Annotated in this window: 14 protein-coding genes; 13 read left to right on the top strand and 1 reads right to left on the bottom strand. The window is 69.5% G+C overall.

From position 1 onward, the window contains the following. Positions 1 to 34 precede the first annotated feature (34 nt). Positions 35 to 931, bottom strand: a complete 897-nt coding sequence (locus tag ABT137_RS42170; protein ID WP_351717421.1) for a helix-turn-helix domain-containing protein — start codon at positions 929 to 931, stop codon at positions 35 to 37. A 145-nt stretch (positions 932 to 1,076) separates the two neighbouring features. Between ABT137_RS42170 and tkt the strand changes: the two genes are divergently transcribed. The 13 genes from tkt to ABT137_RS42105 all read left to right on the top strand — a co-directional run bounded on the left by tkt (position 1,077) and on the right by ABT137_RS42105 (position 19,567). Then, positions 1,077 to 3,167: a transketolase gene (gene tkt / locus ABT137_RS42165; protein ID WP_351717420.1), complete on the top strand. Its 2,091-nt coding sequence runs from the start codon at positions 1,077 to 1,079 to the stop codon at positions 3,165 to 3,167. A 32-nt stretch (positions 3,168 to 3,199) separates the two neighbouring features. Then, positions 3,200 to 4,342 (top strand): transaldolase, encoded by a 1,143-nt coding sequence (gene tal / locus ABT137_RS42160; RefSeq protein WP_351717419.1) that lies wholly within the window; start codon positions 3,200 to 3,202, stop codon positions 4,340 to 4,342. After that, on the top strand, positions 4,342 to 5,910 hold the full coding sequence (gene zwf / locus ABT137_RS42155) for a glucose-6-phosphate dehydrogenase (protein ID WP_351717417.1): 1,569 nt from the start codon (positions 4,342 to 4,344) through the stop codon (positions 5,908 to 5,910). Before tal ends, zwf begins: the two co-directional genes overlap by 1 nt. Continuing rightward, positions 5,907 to 6,842: a glucose-6-phosphate dehydrogenase assembly protein OpcA gene (opcA, locus tag ABT137_RS42150; RefSeq protein WP_351717415.1), complete on the top strand. Its 936-nt coding sequence runs from the start codon at positions 5,907 to 5,909 to the stop codon at positions 6,840 to 6,842. The genes zwf and opcA overlap by 4 nt, the downstream gene beginning before the upstream one ends. Then, positions 6,835 to 8,511, top strand: a complete 1,677-nt coding sequence (gene pgi / locus ABT137_RS42145) for a glucose-6-phosphate isomerase (protein ID WP_351717413.1) — start codon at positions 6,835 to 6,837, stop codon at positions 8,509 to 8,511. The genes opcA and pgi overlap by 8 nt, the downstream gene beginning before the upstream one ends. A 5-nt stretch (positions 8,512 to 8,516) precedes the next feature. Further along, the gene (gene gnd / locus ABT137_RS42140) at positions 8,517 to 9,392 is read left to right on the top strand and encodes a phosphogluconate dehydrogenase (NAD(+)-dependent, decarboxylating) (protein WP_351717412.1); all 876 of its coding nucleotides are present in this window, start codon (positions 8,517 to 8,519) and stop codon (positions 9,390 to 9,392) included. 7 nt (positions 9,393 to 9,399) lie between these two features. Continuing rightward, entirely contained in the window at positions 9,400 to 9,993 is a 594-nt protein-coding gene (locus tag ABT137_RS42135; protein ID WP_351717410.1) for a histidine phosphatase family protein, read from the top strand. A 194-nt stretch (positions 9,994 to 10,187) separates the two neighbouring features. Continuing rightward, positions 10,188 to 11,435 (top strand): ROK family protein, encoded by a 1,248-nt coding sequence (locus ABT137_RS42130; protein WP_351717408.1) that lies wholly within the window; start codon positions 10,188 to 10,190, stop codon positions 11,433 to 11,435. Positions 11,436 to 11,446: 11 nt separating this feature from the next. Then, positions 11,447 to 13,297, top strand: a complete 1,851-nt coding sequence (locus tag ABT137_RS42125) for a glycoside hydrolase (protein ID WP_351717406.1) — start codon at positions 11,447 to 11,449, stop codon at positions 13,295 to 13,297. Between the two features lie 249 nt (positions 13,298 to 13,546). Beyond that, on the top strand, positions 13,547 to 14,812 hold the full coding sequence (locus tag ABT137_RS42120) for an ABC transporter substrate-binding protein (RefSeq protein ID WP_351717404.1): 1,266 nt from the start codon (positions 13,547 to 13,549) through the stop codon (positions 14,810 to 14,812). A gap of 19 nt (positions 14,813 to 14,831) precedes the next feature. After that, the gene (locus tag ABT137_RS42115; protein WP_351717402.1) at positions 14,832 to 15,800 is read left to right on the top strand and encodes a carbohydrate ABC transporter permease; all 969 of its coding nucleotides are present in this window, start codon (positions 14,832 to 14,834) and stop codon (positions 15,798 to 15,800) included. Next, positions 15,797 to 16,663 carry a carbohydrate ABC transporter permease gene (locus ABT137_RS42110; protein WP_351717400.1) on the top strand — a complete coding sequence of 289 codons (867 nt, stop codon included), beginning with the start codon at positions 15,797 to 15,799 and terminating at the stop codon, positions 16,661 to 16,663. The genes ABT137_RS42115 and ABT137_RS42110 overlap by 4 nt, the downstream gene beginning before the upstream one ends. Positions 16,664 to 16,699: 36 nt before the next feature. Further along, positions 16,700 to 19,567 (top strand): glycoside hydrolase family 2 TIM barrel-domain containing protein, encoded by a 2,868-nt coding sequence (locus tag ABT137_RS42105; protein WP_351717398.1) that lies wholly within the window; start codon positions 16,700 to 16,702, stop codon positions 19,565 to 19,567. Positions 19,568 to 19,607: the final 40 nt, after the last annotated feature.

Below are 19,607 nucleotides of genomic sequence, written 5' to 3'. Positions count from 1 at the left end.
GCCGAGATGTCACGGGCGATACGCATCCGCCGCTTCAGCGCAGCTCCGCCCGGAACGCCACCGGCGTCTGCCCGGTGTGGAGGTGGAAGAACTTGGAGAAGTTCGCCGCGTCCGGGAAGCCGATCGCCGCGCCGACCCGGCCGATCGGGAGGTCGGTGTGCGCGAGGAGGCGTTTGGCCTCCAGCACCACCCGCTTGTCGATGAAGCCCTTGGGGGTCTCCCCCGTGGCGGCGCGGACCGCGCGGACCAGGGTGCGGCGGGAGTAACCGAGGGCGTCCGCGTAGGCGCTGACGCTGTGGTTGGCGGCGAAGTCCTTCTCCACCGCGTCCCGGAACAGGGTGAAGGTCGTATCGGCCTGGCGGCGGGCCGCCTCCGCCGAACTGGCCGCGAGGTGGGCGAGCCGCAGGAGAAACGCCGTCAGGGAGTGCCGTAGAACCGAGGTGTGCAGGCTCAGGGGGAGGGTTTCGGTGTCCTCGTACTCGCGTTGCAGGTTGGCGAGCGACGCCTGGAGCGCGGCGAGCTGCGGGGCGTCGGGGCGGAGCAGGGGCGGCAGGTCGTAGCGGTAGAGGCCGGTCGCCTCGACGGTGGCCCGCGGCAGGAAGCCGGGCTGCATGGTCAGGACGGTTCCGCGGTACTCGCAGGTCCGCGAGAAGCGGTGCACCTGGCCGGGGCGGATCCAGAGCAGGTCGCCGGCGCGGGCCTCGTACTCGGCGAAGTCGATCATGTGGCGGACCGGGCCCTCGGTGAAGAGCATGACCACGTGGAAGTCGATGCGGTGGACGCGCTCCAGCGGGGCGTCGGCGTGCCACAGGCGTTCGGTCCCCATCGGGCCGACCTGGATGCCGACGCCGCCGACGCTCAGATCCACCGGGAAGGGGAAGGTTCTGATCCCATCACCGTCGCCTGCCCCGTTGGGCGTTCTGTCCGCCATGTCCTTCTCGTGCCGTCCCTGTCGAAGATCCGTGTCCCACTTTCACCACAGGCTGACACACCCCGACCTTCCCTCCCAAAAGTCAGACTTTTACTTTTGAACGCGTCAGGCCAGCCGGAACGCTTCGAACGAGGACTTCTTGAAGATGAGCACGCAGACACCAGTGGGCTTCGACGACGGCTTCGAGTGGACCGACCTCGACCGGCGTGCCGTGGACACCGCGCGCCTCCTCGCGGCCGACGCCGTACAGCAGGTCGGCAACGGGCACCCCGGCACCGCGATGAGCCTGGCCCCGGCCGCATACACGATCTTTCAGAAGGTGATGCGCCACGACCCGGCCGACCCGGAGTGGACCGGCCGGGACCGTTTCGTCCTCTCCCCCGGGCACACCTCCCTGACCCTCTACACCCAGCTGTTCCTCGCCGGGTACGAGCTGGAGCTGGAGGATCTGAAGGCCTTCCGGACGCACGGGTCGAAGACGCCCGGCCACCCGGAGTACGGGCACACGGCCGGCGTCGAGACCACCACCGGGCCGCTCGGCCAGGGCGTCGCCAACGCCGTCGGCATGGCCATGGCCGCCCGCTACGAGCGCGGTCTCTTCGACCCCGAGGCCGCCGACGGCACCTCCCCCTTCGACCACACCATCTGGGCGATCGTCTCCGACGGCGACCTGGAGGAGGGAGTCTCCGCCGAGGCCTCCTCGATGGCCGGCCACCAGAAGCTCGGCAACCTGGTCTTCGTCTACGACGACAACCACATCTCCATCGAGGGCGACACCGCGACCGCCTTCTCCGAGGACGTGCTCAAGCGGTACGAGGCCTACGGCTGGCACACCCAGCGCATCGAGCCGACCGCCGAGGGTGACGTCGACGTCCACGCCCTGTACGCGGCGCTGAAGGCGGCCCAGGCCGAGACCGGGCGGCCGTCCATCATCGCGATGCGCACGATCATCGCCTGGCCGGCCCCGAACGCCCGGAACACCGAGGCCTCCCACGGCTCCGCCCTCGGCGCCGACGAGGTCGCCGCCACCAAGCGCGTCCTCGGCTTCGACCCGGAGCAGAGCTTCCAGGTCGACGCCGACGTCCTGGCCCACACCCACCGGGCCCTGGACCGGGGTGCCGAGGCCCACGCGGCCTGGGACAAGCGCATCGCCGAGTGGCGGACGCAGCACGCGGAGCACGCACGGCTCTTCGACCGGGTCGTGGCCGGCCAGCTCCCCGAGGGGTGGGAGGCCGAGATCCCCGTCTTCGAGGAGGGCAAGGCCGTCGCCACCCGCGCCGCCTCCGGCAAGGTCCTGCAGGCGCTCGGCCCGGTGCTGCCCGAGCTGTGGGGCGGCTCGGCCGACCTCGCGGGCTCGAACAACACCACCATCGACCAGACGTCCTCCTTCCTGCCGAAGGGCAACCCGCTGCCCGAGGCGAACCCGTACGGCCGTACCGTCCACTTCGGCATCCGCGAGTTCTCGATGGCCGCCGAGATGAACGGCATCGCCCTGCACGGCAACACCCGCATCTACGGCGGCACCTTCCTGGTGTTCTCCGACTACATGCGCAACGCCGTCCGGATGTCGGCGCTCATGCAGCTCCCGGTGACGTATGTCTGGACCCACGACTCCATCGGCCTCGGCGAGGACGGCCCGACCCACCAGCCGGTCGAGCACCTGGCCGCGCTGCGCGCCATCCCGGGCCTGAACGTGGTCCGCCCGGCCGACGCCAACGAGACCGCGGCGGCCTGGGCCGAGATCCTGAAGAGGCACGCCACGCGCCCGGCCCCGCACGGGCTCGCGCTGACCCGCCAGGGCGTGCCGACGTACGCACCGAACCCGGACGCGGCCAAGGGCGGCTACGTGTTGCGCGAGTCGTCGACCGAGACCCCGGAGGTGGTCCTGATCGCCACCGGTTCCGAGGTGCACCTCGCCGTCGAGGCGCGCGACCTCCTGGAGGCCGAGGGGATCGGCACCCGGGTGGTGTCGATGCCGTCCGTGGAGTGGTTCGAGGAGCAGCCCCGCGAGTACCGCGAGAGCGTCCTGCCGCCGGCCGTGAAGGCGCGGGTCGCCGTCGAGGCCGGGATCGGCCTGACCTGGTACCGCTTCGTGGGCGACGCCGGACGGATCGTCTCCCTGGAGCACTTCGGCGCCTCCGCCGACGCCAAGACCCTGTTCGCCGAGTTCGGCTTCACCGCCGAGCACGTGGCCGCGGCGGCCCGCGAGTCCCGCACGGCCGCCCGTACCGCCTGATCCGCCAGCCAGAAACAGTTCAGTAGAGGAAGATGATCATTGTGACCGAAGCAACCGCCACCGCGGGAGCACTGAAGCGCCTCTCCGACGAGGGCGTCTCGATCTGGCTGGACGACCTGTCGCGCAAGCGGATCAGCACCGGCAACCTCGCCGAGCTCGTCGCGGACCGCAACGTCGTGGGCGTGACCACGAACCCGTCGATCTTCCAGGCCGCCATCGGCTCCGGCGAGGGGTACGAGGAGCAGCTGGCCGACCTGGCCGTGCGGGGCGTCACGGTCGAGGAGGCCGTGCGGATGATGACGACGCAGGACGTGCGGGCCGCCGCCGACATCCTGCATTCTGTATACGATGTGTCACATGGCACGGACGGCCGGGTGTCCATCGAGGTCGACCCCCGCCTCGCCCATCACACCGCCGCCACCGTCGCCGAGGCCAAGCAGCTCTTCTGGCTGGTCGACCGCCCCAACGTGATGATCAAGATCCCGGCGACCGAGGCCGGTCTCCCGGCGATCACCGCGGTCATCGCGGAGGGCATCAGCGTCAACGTCACGCTGATCTTCTCGCTGGAGCGCTACCGCGAGGTCATGGCCGCCTACCTGGCCGGCCTGGAGCAGGCCGCCGCCAAGGGCCTGGACCTCTCCACGATCCACTCCGTGGCCTCCTTCTTCGTCTCCCGCGTCGACAGCGAGATCGACAAGCGGCTGACGGTCATCGGGACGGACGAGGCACTCGCGCTGAAGGGCAGGGCGGCGCTGGCCAACGCGCGGCTCGCCTACGAGGCGTACGAGGAGGTCTTCGCCGGCGACCGCTGGACCGCGCTGGCCTCCGCGAAGGCCAACAAGCAGCGCCCGCTGTGGGCCTCCACCGGCGTGAAGGACCCGGCGTACAAGGACACCCTCTACGTCGACGAGCTGGTCGCCCCCGGCACCGTCAACACCATGCCGGAGGCGACGCTGAACGCGACCGCCGACCACGGTGACATCCACGGCGACACGGTGACCGGCGGCTATGCCCAGGCCCGTGCGGATCTGGAGGCGGTGGAGCGGCTCGGCATCTCCTACGACGAGGTCGTGGGCAAGCTGGAGGACGAGGGCGTCGCCAAGTTCGAGGTGGCCTGGCAGGAGCTGCTGGACGCCGTCACGAAGTCCCTGGACAGCAAGGGAGTTGAGGCGTAATGAGCGAGACCGCCAAGGAGGTGCGGGTGCCGGTGGTGCCCGCCGCCGACTGGGACAACCCGTTGCGCGACGCGCGCGACCGGCGACTGCCCAGGGTCGCGGGCCCGTCGGGCCTGGTCATCTTCGGGGTGACCGGCGACCTGTCCCGCAAGAAGCTGATGCCGGCCATCTACGACCTGGCCAACCGCGGCCTGCTGCCGCCGGGCTTCTCGCTCGTCGGCTTCGCCCGCCGGGACTGGGAGGACCAGGACTTCGCGCAGGTCGTCCACGACGCGGTGCGCGAGCACGCCCGGACCCCGTTCCAGGAGGAGGTCTGGCAGCAGCTGGCCGAGGGGATGCGGTTCATCCCCGGCGACTTCGACGACGACACGGCGTTCAAGCAGCTGAAGGCCGCGGTCGACGAGCTGGACGGCTCCCGGGGCACCGGCGGCAACTTCGCCTTCTACCTCTCCGTGCCGCCCAAGTTCTTCCCGAAGGTCGTGCGGCAGCTGAAGAAGGTCGGCCTGGCCACCCCGCCGGCCGGGTCCTGGCGGCGGGCGGTCATCGAGAAGCCGTTCGGCCACGACCTGGCGTCGGCGCAGGACCTGAACGCGGTCGTGCACGACGTGTTCGATCCGGACCAGGTGTTCCGCATCGACCACTACCTGGGCAAGGAGACCGTCCAGAACATCCTGGCGCTGCGCTTCGCCAACCAGATGTACGAGCCGATCTGGAACCGGTCGTACGTCGACCACGTGCAGATCACCATGGCCGAGGACATCGGCATCGGCGGCCGTGCGGGGTACTACGACGGCATCGGCTCGGCCCGTGACGTCATCCAGAACCACCTGCTCCAGCTGATGGCCCTCACGGCGATGGAGGAGCCGATCGCGTTCGACGCGGACGCGCTGCTCACCGAGAAGCTGAAGGTCCTGAAGTCGGTGCGGCTGCCGGAGGACCTGGGCAGGCACACCGTGCGCGGCCAATACGCCGAGGGCTGGCAGGGCGGCGAGAAGGTGATCGGCTACCTCCAAGAGGACGGTATCGACAGCAAGTCGAAGACCGACACCTACGCCGCGGTCAAGGTCGAGATCGACAACCGCCGCTGGGCGGGCGTCCCCTTCTACCTGCGCACCGGCAAGCGGCTCGGCCGTCGCGTCACCGAGATCGCGGTCGTCTTCCAGCGGGCCCCGCACTCCCCCTTCGACTCCACGGCCACCGAGGAGCTCGGCGCGAACGCGATCGTCATCCGCGTCCAGCCCGACGAGGGCATGACCGTCCGGTTCGGCTCCAAGGTGCCCGGCACCTCGATGGAGATCCGGGACGTGACGATGGACTTCGCCTACGGCGAGTCCTTCACGGAGTCCAGCCCCGAGGCGTACGAGCGGCTCATCCTTGACGTGCTGCTCGGCGACGCCAATTTGTTCCCTCGTCACCAGGAAGTGGAAGAGTCCTGGAAGATCCTCGACCCGATCGAGACGTACTGGGCAAAGCATGGTAAGCCCGCACAGTACGAGTCGGGCAGCTGGGGACCGCAGGAAGCCGACGAGATGCTCGCACGAGACGGACGGAGCTGGCGCAGGCCATGAAGATCGACCTGACCGACACCACGGCAAGCAAGATCAACAAGGCGCTGGTGCAGGGACGCCGCGCCATCGGCACGCCCGCTGTGGGCATGGTCCTGACGATGGTGATCGTCACGGACGAGGAGAACGCCTACGACTCGATCAAGGCGGCCGAGGAGGCCTCGCACGAGCACCCCTCGCGCACCCTGGTCGTCATCAAGCGGCACGCCCGCACCCTGCGCGACCGCACCACCTCCCGCCTCGACGCGGAGGTCCGGGTCGGCTCCGAGGCCGGCACCGGCGAGACGGTCGTGCTCCGGACGTACGGTGACGTCTCCGACCACGCCGACTCGGTGGTGCTGCCGCTGTTGCTGCCGGACGCCCCGGTGGTCGTGTGGTGGCCGGTGGAGGCCCCGGACACGCCGTCCAAGGACCCGCTGGGCGCACTCGCCCAGCGCCGGATCACCGACCTGTACGCGGTCGACCGGCCGATGGAGGTCCTGGAGACCCGCGCCCGCAACTACGCGCCCGGCGACACCGACCTCGCCTGGACCCGGCTCACCCTGTGGCGGTCCATGCTGGCCGCCGCCCTCGACCAGGCCCGGGTCGACGTGACCTCGGCGGCCGTCGAGGCCGAGGCGGACAACCCCAGCGCCGAACTCCTCGCCCGCTGGCTGGAGGCGCGGCTGAAGGTCAAGGTGGACCGCGTGGTCTCCCCCGGCCCGGTCGTCACGAAGGTGCGGCTCGGTACCGCCACCGGCGAGATCGTCATCGACCGCCCCGAGGGCCCGCTGGCCAGTCTGACCCTGCCGGGCCAGCCGCCGCGCACCCTCGCCCTGAAGGTCCGCCCCACCTCCGAACTCATCGCCGAGGAACTGCGCCGGCTCGACGCCGACGAGATGTACGCCGTCGCCCTTCGGGGCGAAGGCACCAAGGAGACCGTCTCCCATGCCTGACACCCCCGAGCTCACCCGGCGGCCCGAGTGGGCCGCCCTGGAGGACCACCGGGCCGAAGGACAGCCCGTCCTGCGTGAGCTGTTCGCTGCCGACCCGGCGCGCGCCGAGCGGTACGTCGTACGGGTCGGCGACCTGCACATCGACTACAGCAAGCACCTGATCACGGACGAGACCCTCGCCCTGCTCCAGGAACTGGCCACCGCCACCGACGTGTTCGGGCTGCGGGACGCCATGTTCCGCGGCGAGAAGATCAACATCACCGAGCGGCGGGCGGTCCTGCACACCGCGCTGCGCGCCCCGCGCGACGCGGTGGTCGAGGTGGACGGGGTGAACGTCGTCCCCGGCGTGCACGCCGTGCTCGACAAGATGAGCGGCTTCGCCGAGCGGGTCCGCTCGGGCGAGTGGACCGGCCACACCGGCAAGCGCATCAAGAACGTCGTCAACATCGGCATCGGCGGCTCGGACCTCGGCCCGGCGATGGCCTACGAGGCCCTGCGGGCTTTCACCGCGCGGGAGTTGACGTTCCGCTTCGTGTCCAACGTGGACGGCGCCGACCTGCACGAGGCGACCCGCGGCCTGGACCCGGCGGAGACGCTGTTCATCGTCGCGTCGAAGACGTTCACCACGATCGAGACGATCACCAACGCGACCTCGGCCCGCACCTGGCTCCTTGACGGGCTGGGCGATGGGGGTACCTCCCGCTCGAGCGAATTCGAGAGTGGGGGAGAGAAGGCCGTGGCCAAGCACTTCGTGGCGCTTTCGACGAACGCCGGCAAGGTGACGGAGTTCGGCATCGACCCGGACAACATGTTCGAGTTCTGGGACTGGGTCGGCGGTCGTTACTCGTACGACTCCGCCATCGGCCTCTCGCTGATGATCGCCATCGGCCCGGACCGCTTCCGCGAGATGCTGGACGGCTTCCACCTGGTCGACGAGCACTTCCGCACCGCCCCCGCCGAGGCCAACGCGCCGCTGCTGCTGGGCCTGTTGGGTGTCTGGTACGGCAACTTCTTCGACGCCCAGTCGCACGCGGTCCTGCCGTACAGCCACTACCTGTCCAAGTTCACCGCCTACCTCCAGCAGCTGGACATGGAGTCCAACGGCAAGTCGGTGGACCGGGACGGCCGGCCGGTGCAGTGGCAGACCGGCCCGGTGGTGTGGGGCACGCCGGGCACCAACGGCCAGCACGCGTACTACCAGTTGATCCACCAGGGCACCAAGCTGATCCCGGCGGACTTCATCGGCTTCGCCGAGCCGGTCGCCGAGCTGAGCGGTGAACTCAGGGCCCAGCACGACCTGCTGATGGCGAACTTCTTCGCCCAGACCCAGGCGCTGGCCTTCGGCAAGACGGCGGAGGAGGTCCGCGCGGAGGGCGTGGCCGAGGAGCAGGTGGCGCACCGCACCTTCAGGGGCAACCACCCCACCACCACGATCCTCGCCCGCGAGCTGACCCCCTCGGTCCTCGGCCAGCTCGTCGCCCTCTACGAGCACAAGGTCTTCGTGCAGGGCGCGATCTGGAACATCGACTCCTTCGACCAGTGGGGCGTGGAGCTGGGCAAGGTGCTCGCCAAGCGCATCGAGCCCGCCCTGACCGACGGCGCCGACGTGCCCGGCCTCGACCCGTCCACCACCGCCCTCGTCTCGACGTACCGAACGCTTAGGAAGTGAATGACATGCAGCTCGGACTGATCGGCCTCGGCAAGATGGGCGGCAACATGCGCGAGCGCATCCGCCGCGCGGGCCACACCGTCATCGGTTACGACCGCAACCCCGACGTCTCCGACGTCAAGTCCCTCGAAGAACTGGTCGAGAAGCTCGACGCCCCGCGCACGGTGTGGGTGATGGTCCCGGCGGGCACCGCCACCCAGTCCGTCGTCGACGAGCTCAAGGATCTGCTGTCCGAGGGCGACACGGTGGTCGACGGCGGCAACTCCCGCTGGACGGACGACGAGAAGCACGCCGCCGAACTCGGCATCAAGGGCATCGGCTTCGTCGACGCCGGCGTCTCCGGCGGCGTGTGGGGCCTGCAGAACGGCTACGCCCTGATGGTCGGCGGCGACAAGCAGCACGTCGAGCGGCTGCACCCGATCTTCGAGGCGCTCAAGCCGGAGGGCCCGTACGGCTACGTCCACGCCGGCCGGGTCGGTGCCGGGCACTTCTCCAAGATGGTCCACAACGGCATCGAGTACGCCATGATGCAGGCGTACGCGGAGGGCTGGGAGCTCCTGGAGAAGGTCAAGTCCGTGGACAACGTCCGCGAGGTCTACCGCTCCTGGCAGGAGGGCACCGTCATCCGTTCCTGGCTGCTGGACCTCGCGGTCAACGCCCTGGACGACGACGCGCACCTGGACAAGCTGAAGGGCTTCGCGCAGGACTCCGGCGAGGGCCGCTGGACCGTCGAGGCGGCCATCGACAACGCGGTGCCGCTGCCGGCGATCACGGCCTCCCTGTTCGCCCGGTTCGCGTCCCGCCAGGACGACTCCCCGCAGATGAAGATGATCGCGGCGCTGCGCAACCAGTTCGGCGGCCACGCCGTCGAGTCGAAGTAGGTGTGCCGTGGGGGACCTCCTCCTGGTCCGCCACGGTGAGACGGAGTGGAGCCTGTCGGGCCAGCACACCAGCTGGACCGACCTGCCCCTCACCCAGCACGGCGAGGAACAGGCCAAGTCCCTCGCCCCGCTCCTCACCGACCGGACCTACGCACTGGCGCTGGCCAGCCCGCTGGACCGCGCGATACGCACCGCCGAACTGGCCGGTCTGACCGGGGTCGTACCAGACCCCGACCTGCACGAATGGGACTACGGCGGCTACGAGGGCGTCACCACGGTGGAGATCCACCGCTCCCGCCCCGACTGGTACCTGTGGACCGACGGTGTTCCGCCGGGCCCGGAGAGCCACCCCGGCGAGTCGCCGGAGCAGATCGGCGAACGGGCCGACCGGGTGCTCAGGAAGGTCGAGACGGCGCTCAACACCGGCACGGGTGACGTGATCCTGGTGGCCCATGCCCACTTCCTGCGCGTGCTGACCGCCCGCCGCCTGGGGCTGCCGCCCGCCGAGGGCCGGCTGTTCCAGCTGGCGACCGGGACGGTCAGCCGGCTGTCCACCGAGCACGGGTGGCCCGTGATCGCCGAGTGGAACAAGCAGCCGTAGGACACCTCGCGACGGCCCGTCAGTGACAACTGACGGGCCGTTTCGGCATATTGGCCCCCGGATACCGTTGCGCATGTTTCTACGGCCCATTTCCTAACCCCTTGTCGAAAGTCCCGCGAAGCCCATAGCCTGACGCCGCGCCGGTGCCGTCGTACGCCCCGGTCCGGCCGTGACGGGATGGGAGGGGCAGCCACGTGAAGCGCACATCGCGTGACATCCGCACCGCGAACCGCTACGAGGTGCTGCGCCAGATCATCGCCCGGTCCCCCACCTCCCGGCAGACGCTGGCGGCCGCCACCGGACTGAGCGTCGCCACGGTCGCGACGCTCGTCGGTGAACTGCTCGACCTCCGGATGATCATCGAGGTCGGCTTCGAGGACTCGGCGGGCGGCCGCCCCCGGGGACTCGTCGCCGTCAACTCCGCCGGCGGCGCGCTGATCGGTGTCGACATGGCGGAGACATACGTCCGGGTGGAGCTGTTCGACCTGGGGCTGAACGTGCTGGCCCGCGCGGTGGAGGACATGCGCCCCGGGGAGAGCCGGCCCGAGCAGGCGGTCGGCCATGTGGCCACGGCCGTCGGCTCGGTGGTCGCCCAGGCCGGCGTGGAAGGCGCACGGGTGCTGGGTGTCGGGGTGAGCGTGCCGGGGCAGGTGGACCGGGCCACGGGCATCGCCGAGTACGCGCCCAACTGGGACTGGCACGACGTGCCGCTTCTCGACCTGCTCGCCGAACACATCGCCTACCCCCTCCACCTGGACAACCCGCTGCGGGCGAGCGCGGTGGCCGAGCTGTGGTTCGGGGCCGCGCGCGGACGCGAGGACGCCGTGGTGGTGAACCTCGGGACCGGGGTCGGGGCCGGGCTGGTTCTCGGTGGCGGGCTGTACCGCGGAGTGAGCAACAGCGCCGGGGAATGGGGTCATACGACGCTCGTCCTTGACGGGCGGCTGTGCCACTGCGGCAACCACGGCTGCGTCGAGACGTACGTCGGCGCCCCCGGCATCATGCTCAACCTGCGCGAACTCAGCCCCCGTTCCCCGCTGTTGCACCCCGAGGACCAGACGGCCACGATCGACGCGCTGACCGACGGGGTGGCCGCGGGCGACCCGGTGGCCGTCAAGGTGGTCCGCGACACGGCCCGCTACCTGGGCGCCGGCATCGCGGACCTGGTGAACCTGTACAACCCCGAGGTGGTCGTGCTCAGCAGCTGGGTCGCCAAGAAGCTGGGCACACCGCTGCTCGACGAGGTGCGCGAGGCCGTCCGGCGGCACGCGCTGCGGCGGCCGTTCGCCGCCACCGAGATCGTCCTCTCCCCCGTCCCCACCGACCCGGTCTGTCTGGGCGCGGCCACGTTCGCGCTGGAGGGCGCCCTGCAGTCGGTGGGACAGCGGACCCCGAAACGCACCGCCGGCCCCGCAAGGAGCCGTACCGCACCACCTTCATGACGACGGAAGGGATGCACGTGTCTCACCCCCACCGCAGGAGATCGGTCCTCCTGACGGCCGCGACCGCACTGGCCGTCGCCGGACCCCTGATATCCGCCCCGCCCACCTCGGCCGCCGCCGCGACGGCATCCGCCGCCGAGATCTCCCCGCACGCCGCCCAGACCATCGACGACATCGGCGCCTCGGGCGCCTGGTGGGTCAACGACCTCCAGCACTTCTCCCCCAAGGTCCAGGCCCGAGTGGCGAAACTGCTCTTCTCCAAGCAGGGCCTGGACCTCAGCTCGTACCGCTACAACATCGGCGGGGGCGGGGTCGCGGTCACCACCCCGGCGCGCGCCGCCGAGGACTTCCTGAACGCCGACGGCTCCTACGACTGGAGCAAGGACAAGGGCGGCCAGACCTTCCTGAAGTACGCCGCGAAGTACGGCGTCGAGGACCTGATCGGCTTCGTCAACAGCGCGCCCGCCGGGTGGACCACCAACGGGCAGAGCTGCGGCGGCCAGTTGAAGACCGAGGACGAGACCGCCTACGCGCACTACATCGCCGACGTCACCGACCACTTCGCCCGCCAGGGCGTAAAGCTGGACTACATCAGCCCCTTCAACGAGCCGGACAACGACTTCGGCTCGTGCGGCCAGGAGGGCATGCAGGTCGCCGTCGGCCAACGCGACGACATCGTGCGGGCGTTGGGCGCCGAGCAGCAGGCCCGGCACCAGAGGACCTCGGTCATCGCCGACGAGTCCAGCCAGACGACCCAGTTCGTCTCCGAACTCCCGCAGTGGATCTCGCAGCCCGGCACCGCGCAGTACGTGTCCGCGCTGGCCCACCACACCTACAACAACCCCAACGACGGCCAGCTGGCCAACGTCTACGAGACGTCGAAAACGGTCGGCCAGAAGTCCTGGGCCAGCGAGATCTGCTGCTTCGGCAAGGGCTCGACGGGCTGGAACCAGGAGTACGACCCGTCCATCGACAACGCCCTGCTGATGTCCCGGATCATCTACAAGGACTTCGCGAGCGCCCACGACTCGGCCTTCCAGTGGTGGGTGGCGCTGGCCAGCGGCTACGGCACCGACCCGTACGCGAAGAACGACGTCGGCTGGAACGACGGCCTGATCTACTACGACCCCGACTACGCGACGAACGGCAACCAGACCCTGTACTTCACCAAGCGGTACTACGCGCTCGGCCAGTACAGCAAGTTCGTCACACCGGGCTCGGTCGCGCACAACGTGACCGGGGCGCCGGACGGGGTCGAGGTGTCGGCGTACGACAGCGGCGGGAAGTGGGTGGTCGTGGTCAACAACCACAACACCACCGACACCCCGCTGAGCCTGCACTTCAACAACGCGACACCGGTGAGGGCCAGGCAGGCGGTGCGCACGTCGGGCACCGAGGACTGGGCCGACGTCGCGAAACCGTCGGTGAGCGCGGGGACGGTCTCCGCGACGCTCGCCGCCCGCTCCGTCACGACGTACGTCTTCGACCAGAAGGGCCACAGCAGTTCGGCCGTGACCGGCGCGTTGGCGGGCAAGCAGTCCGGCAAGTGCCTGACGGCGGGCGCCTCCGGGGCCGCGATAGCCACCTGCACGGGCGCGGCGGACCAGTCCTGGTCGTACGACGCGGACGGCACCCTGAAGGGCGCGAACGGCTATCTGACGGCCTCCGGTTCCGGCCTGACGGCCACCGCGGACCCGACCGGTGACGCGAGCCAGCGCTGGCTGCTCAACGCCAACGGGCAGATCCTCAGCGAGGCGTCCGGCACGTGCCTGGACGTCAGCGGGCAGGCCACCGCCGACGGCGGCAAGGTGATCCTCTACAGCTGCAACGGCGGCGCCAACGAGGCCTGGACCAGGCAGTAACCGCCCGGCTCCACCCAGACCGAGGGCCGCCGGCCACCCCCTGACCCGGCGGCCCTCAACTTGCCCTGCTTTCCCACCTGTTCGTCATCCCGAACCGGGTGCAACGTTTCACGCAGACTTCGTCCAACCTCTTGCCGAAGCATTAGCCGAAGGTTAACGTCCCGCTCCGCGACGCATTTTCAGCCATCTGGTTCCGAGGTCCCACGGGCCGTAGAGGCACCGCCGCACTCGACAGACAAGGACGTCAGCATGTCGGCACTCAGCAACAACAACTGGTCCCGCCGGTCTCTCTTCCGCGCGGCAGCGGGCATGGCCGCCGCCGGCACGCTGGCCGCGTGCGGCAGCAACAACGGCAGAGGCGGGGGGAGCGGGTCGGGCACGCAGCTCACCCAGTACTTCCACGCCTACGGTGAGGCGGGGACCGAGCAGGCTCTCAAGCGTTACGCGGCGGCGTACAAGAAGGCCGACGTGAGCACCAACTGGATCACGGGCAACAACTTCGAGTCCGCGCTCTTCGCGGCCCTGCTCACCAAGAAGGCCCCCGACGTCTTCGAGTTCCACCCGCAGCTCCAGCTCGTCAAGAGCGGCCAGGTGGCGGACCTGAGCGACATCATCGACCCGGTCAAGGACGACTTCAACCCGAACGACATCAACTCCCACACGGTCGACGGGAAGATCTACGGGATCCGGATGATCGACGACCCGCAGTTCTTCTACTACCGCAAGTCGATGCTGGAGAAGGCGAAGGTCGACGTCCCGACCACTCTCGACGAGCTGATAGAGGCCGCCGCCAAGCTCACCACCAGCAAGGTCAAGGGTGTCTTCCTCGGCAATGACTTCAGCGCGATCCAGAACCCCATCATCTGGTCCGCCGGCGCCGACACCATCAGCGACAAGAACGAGATCGCCTATCACACGGACGGCGTCGTCCAGGGACTGAAGCAGCTCCGGACCCTGTTCACCAGCGGCAACGTGCTCCTCGACGCCCCGACCGACTTCTGGGACCCGTCCTCGCTCAACCAGGGCCTGTGCGCCATCCAGTGGGGCGGCATGTGGTCCATGCCGGCCATGCAGACGGCCCTCGGCGACGACCTCGGCATCTTCCCGTTCCCGAAGATCGGCAGCGCCGGCAAGCTCTCCGTCTACAACGGCGGCTGGTCGATCTTCGTCAACGCCAAGGGCAAGAACGTCGACGCGGCCAAGGAGTACGTCAAGTGGCTGTGGATCGACCAGAAGCAGTACCAGGAGGACTGGGCCACCTCGTACGGCTTCCACATCCCGCCGCGCACCTCGATCGCCGGCGGGGCCACCAAGCTCAAGTCCGGCCTGGCCGCCGAGGGCGTGAAGCTCTTCACCGACTACGGGCACTTCGACAACATCGCCTACGACCAGACCATGCAGACCGCGTTCGCCGACGTGATCGCCTCCTCCGTCCGCAAGAACGGCAACCCCGAGGCGGCGCTCGACACCTGCGACAAGAAGGTCAACGTCGAGCTCAAGAAGCTGTTCGGATAGGCCACGGGAAGACCACGACATGTCGACCACCACCACACGCGGGGTCGCCCAGCCCGCCCCGGCCAAGGCCTCCCCGGCCCGGCCGCGGCGGGGCCTGCGGGGCAACCCGACCGTGAACTTCTGGCTCTTCACCGGGCCCTTCCTCATCGGCCTGGCGATCTTCGTCATCGTGCCGATCGGCTGGAGCGTCTGGCTCAGCTTCTTCGACGCCCGCTACACCGTCACGCCGAGCCATTTCATCGGCTTCGACAACTACAAGCAGATCCTCACCAACAGCGGCTTCCCCGACTCGCTGCTGACGTTCACCGTGTTCGCCGCGTTCATCGTGCCGACCACCTGGGCGCTGTCGCTCGGACTGGCGCTGCTCGTGAACCAGCTGCGGTTCATGCGGGCGTTCTTCCGGTCGGTGTTCTTCCTGCCGACCGCCGTCTCGTACGTGGCCGCCGCCCTGATCTGGAAGATGTCCATCTTCAGCGGTGTCCGCTTCGGACTCGCGAACACGGTCATCGGCTGGTTCGGCGCCGACACCGTCGCATGGATGTCCAACCCCACTCCGCCCTGGTACTGGCTGGTCATCGTGACCCTGCGGCTGTGGATCCAGTCGGGCTTCTACATGATCCTGTTCCTGGCGGCGCTCCAGAACATCCCGGCCGAGCTGTACGAGGCCGCCGCCATCGACGGCGCCAAGCGAGGCTGGCAGACCTTCCGGTACATCACGCTGCCCCAGCTGCGCGCCACCTCGACCGCGGTGATCCTGCTGCTGCTCATCGCCGCCTACCAGGCGTTCGACGAGTTCTTCAACATCGTCGGACAGAAGGCGACCTGGGCGCAGACACCGCTGATGGAGCTCTACAAGACCGCCCTCGGCACCAGCCAGGACTACGGCGCGGGCAGCGCCGGCGCCGTCATCCTGTCGCTGCTCATCTGCCTCGTCACCCTGGTCCAGGGCAAGTTCATGGGATTCGGAAGGGGGGACGAGTCCAAGTGACCACCACCGCACCGCAGGCCGGCAAGCGGCGCAGGAAGGGCGAAGGCGTCCTCGGAAACACCGGGCTGTACGTCGCCGTCGGCATCGCCGCCCTGCTCTTCCTGATCCCCTTCTACCTGATCGTCCGCAACGCCCTCTCCACTGACCTGGAGATCACGGGCGAGAACTGGAAGCTGCTGCCCTCCTTCCAGTGGGGCAACATCTCCGAGCTGTTCGACGACCCCACGGTCGAGTTCGGCCGCTCCATGGTGAACTCGCTGGTCGTCGCCGTCCTGACCACGGGCGGCACGCTCCTGGTGTGCTCCCTGGCCGGCTACGGCCTGGCACGCATCCCGTACAAGCACGCCAACAAGGTCTTCTACGCGGTCCTGGCGACCCTGATGGTCCCCACGGCCGTCACCTTCGTGCCCAGCTTCGTGCTGGTCTCGTCACTCGGCTGGGTGGACACCTACCGCGGTCTCATCATCCCGGGCCTGTTCAGTGGTTTCACCTGCTTCCTTTTCCGGCAGTACTTCCTCGGATTCCCGAAGGAGCTGGAGGAGGCGGCACGCGTGGACGGGCTCGGCTACTGGGGCGCGTACTGGCGGATCGTCGTACCCAACTCGCTGAACTTCTTCGCGGCGATCGCCACGATCACCTTCATCAGCGCCTGGAACTCCTTCCTGTGGCCGCTGGTCATCGGCCAGGACCCGAGCTCCTGGACCGTTCAGATCGCGCTCTCCTCCTTCATGACCAACCAGACCGTCAACTTCCACCTGATCTTCATGGCCACCGCCATCTCCATCCTGCCCCTGGTGTTCGTCTTCCTCTTCCTCCAGCGCTGGCTGGTCCAGGGGATCGCGCAGACCGGCATCAAGGGCTGACCCACCTCGCACACACCTCGAAAGACCTGGAGACCGATGTCTTTCCGCTCTGCCACGGCTGTCGACTACGTCGAGGACGTCTCACCGGGCTCCGGGGCCCTGCCACCCCGCGCCTGGTATCCCGCCTCGGACGCCAGGTCCCTCTCCCTGAACGGCAGGTGGCGCTTCCGGCTGTCGTCCACGGCCGACGCCGAGGACGACTCGTTCGCCGAGCCGGGACACGACGCCGACGGCTGGGCGGAGGTCTCGGTCCCGGGGCACTGGGTGCTCCAGGGGCACGGCGCGCCGATCTACACGAACCACCTCTACCCGTTCCCGGTCGACCCGCCCAGGGTCCCGACCGAGAACCCCACCGGTGACCACCTGCGGTTCTTCGACCTGCCCGAGGGCTGGGACCCGGCGGACGGCGGGACGCTCCTGCGCTTCGACGGCGTCGAGTCCTGCGCCCGGGTGTGGCTGAACGGCACGGACATCGGCGAGTTCAAGGGCTCCCGGCTGCCGCACGAGTTCGCCGTCGGACATCTGCTGAAGCCGGCCGGCAACGTGCTGGCCGTTCGCGTGCACCAGTGGTCGGCGGGCTCGTATCTGGAGGACCAGGACCAGTGGTGGCTGCCCGGCATCTTCCGGGACGTGACCCTGCTGCACCGCCCGGCCGGGAGCGCCCTCGACTTCTTCGTGCACGCCTCCTACGACCACGTCGGCGGCACGGGCACGCTGCGCGTCGACTCCGACGTGGACGGCAGGGTCACCGTGCCGGAGCTGGGCGTCGACGTCGCCACCGGCGAGCCGGTCACCGTCCCGGTCGAGGCGTGGACGGCCGAGACCCCGAGGCTGTACGACGGGGTGCTGGCCACCGAGGGCGAGCGGGTGCCGTTGCGGATCGGCTTCCGGACCGTCGTCCTCGAAGACGGGCTGATCAAGGTCAATGGGCGGCCTCTCCTCTTCAAGGGCGTCAACCGGCACGAGTGGCACCCCGAGCAGGGCCGGGCGCTCGACCTGGAGACCATGCGCGCGGACGTGCTGCTGATGAAGCGGCACAACATCAACGCGGTCCGCACCTCCCACTACCCGCCGCACCCGGCCTTCCTCGACCTGTGCGACGAGTACGGCCTGTGGGTGATCGACGAGTGCGACCTGGAGACCCACGGCTTCACCGAGCAGGCCTGGCGGGACAACCCGGTCGACGACGACCGCTGGACCCCGGCGCTGCTCGACCGGGCCGCCCGGATGGTCGAGCGCGACAAGAACCACCCGTCGGTGGTGATCTGGTCCCTGGGCAACGAGGCCGGTACCGGCCGGGGCCTGACCGCGATGGCCGAGTGGATCCACGGCCGGGACGCGTCGCGGCTCGTGCACTACGAGGGTGACATCGACTGCCGGGACACGGACGTCTACTCACGGATGTACGCCGACCACGCCGAGGTCGAGCGGATCGGCCGGAAACTGGACGGCGGTACCCATCGGCGTCGTCAACTCCCCTTCATCCTATGCGAGTACGGGCACGCGATGGGGAACGGTCCCGGTGGCCTCGCCGACTACCAGCGGATCTTCGAGTCGTACGACCGGCTCCAGGGCGGCTTCATCTGGGAGTGGATCGACCACGGCATCGAGGACGAGCGCTACGGCTACGCGTACGGCGGCGACTTCGGCGAGGAGCTGCACGACGGGAACTTCGTCTGCGACGGGCTGGTCTTCCCCGACCGGGAGCCCTCCCCCGGGCTGGTGGAGTACAAGAAGGTGATCGAGCCCGTCCGGATCGAGGGCGACGGCACGGACGGGACCGTACGCGTCACCAACACGTACGACTTCGCCGATCTGTCCGCGCTGGACTTCGAGTGGTCGTACCAGGTCGGCGGCGAGACCGTCGAGTCGGGCCCGTTGGCCGTACCCGCTCTGGCGGCCGGTGAGTCGGCCGAGGTGAAGCTGCCGGAGCCGCCGGTCGCCACCGGCAGCGGCGAGACGCAGTGGACGGTACGGGCGGTGCTGGCGGCCGACGCCGGCTGGGGACTGCGGGGGCATGTGGTCGCCTGGGGTCAGTTCCCCGTCTCGGGGCGGCAGTTGCCGTCCTTCGCCGCCTCCGCCGGACCGGCGGTGTCCGGCGACGGGTCGATCACCCTCGGCCCGGCCGCCTTCGACGCGCGCAGCGGGGCGCTGCGGAGCATCGGCTCGGTGGCGGTGACCGGACTCCGGCTGGACGTGTGGCGGGCGACGACCGACAACGACGACGGTGCCGCCTGGCAGAGCGACGTCCGTTACGGCGCCCTGTGGCGGAAGTTCGGTCTGCACCGGATGCGGCACCGGCTGGACGCGGTGGAGCAGGCCGCCGACGCCCTGACCGTGCGCACCCGGGTGGCGCCCGCGGCCTGGGAGTTCGGGCTGGTGACGGTCTACCGCTGGACCACCGACGGCAGCCGTCTCCGGCTAGCCGTCTCCGTGACCCCCGACGGCGACTGGACGGTGCCGCTGCCCCGGCTCGGCGTCCGCTTCGGGCTGTCGGCAGCCGACCGGGTGCGGTGGTTCGGCGGCGGGCCGGGCGAGGCGTACCCGGACACCAAGACGGCCTCGGTGGTGGGCCGTTGGCAGTCGACGGTGGACGAGCTGCAGACGCCGTACCTCCGTCCGCAGGAGAACGGCGCCCGCGCGGACGTCCGTTGGGCGGAGCTCGGCGGGCTGCGGATCGAGGGCGACCCGGAGTTCTGGTTCACGGCCCGCCGCTGGACCACCGAACAGCTGGACGCAGCCACTCACCGCAGTGACCTCGTCCCGGGTGACACCGTGTGGGTGAACCTGGACCACGGCCAGCACGGCATCGGCTCGCAGTCCTGCGGCCCGGGCGTCCTGCCGCCGTACCAACTCCACGCCGGACCGGCCGAGTTCTCCTTCGTGTTCTCGGACATCGGCTGATCCGCACAGCCCTGGAAGGCCCCGGACCGTGCGTGGTCCG

The organism is Streptomyces sp. NPDC001980 (assembly GCF_040296885.1).
GTDB lineage: Bacteria > Actinomycetota > Actinomycetes > Streptomycetales > Streptomycetaceae > Streptomyces.
This window is presented reverse-complemented; position numbering and strand designations above follow the sequence as displayed.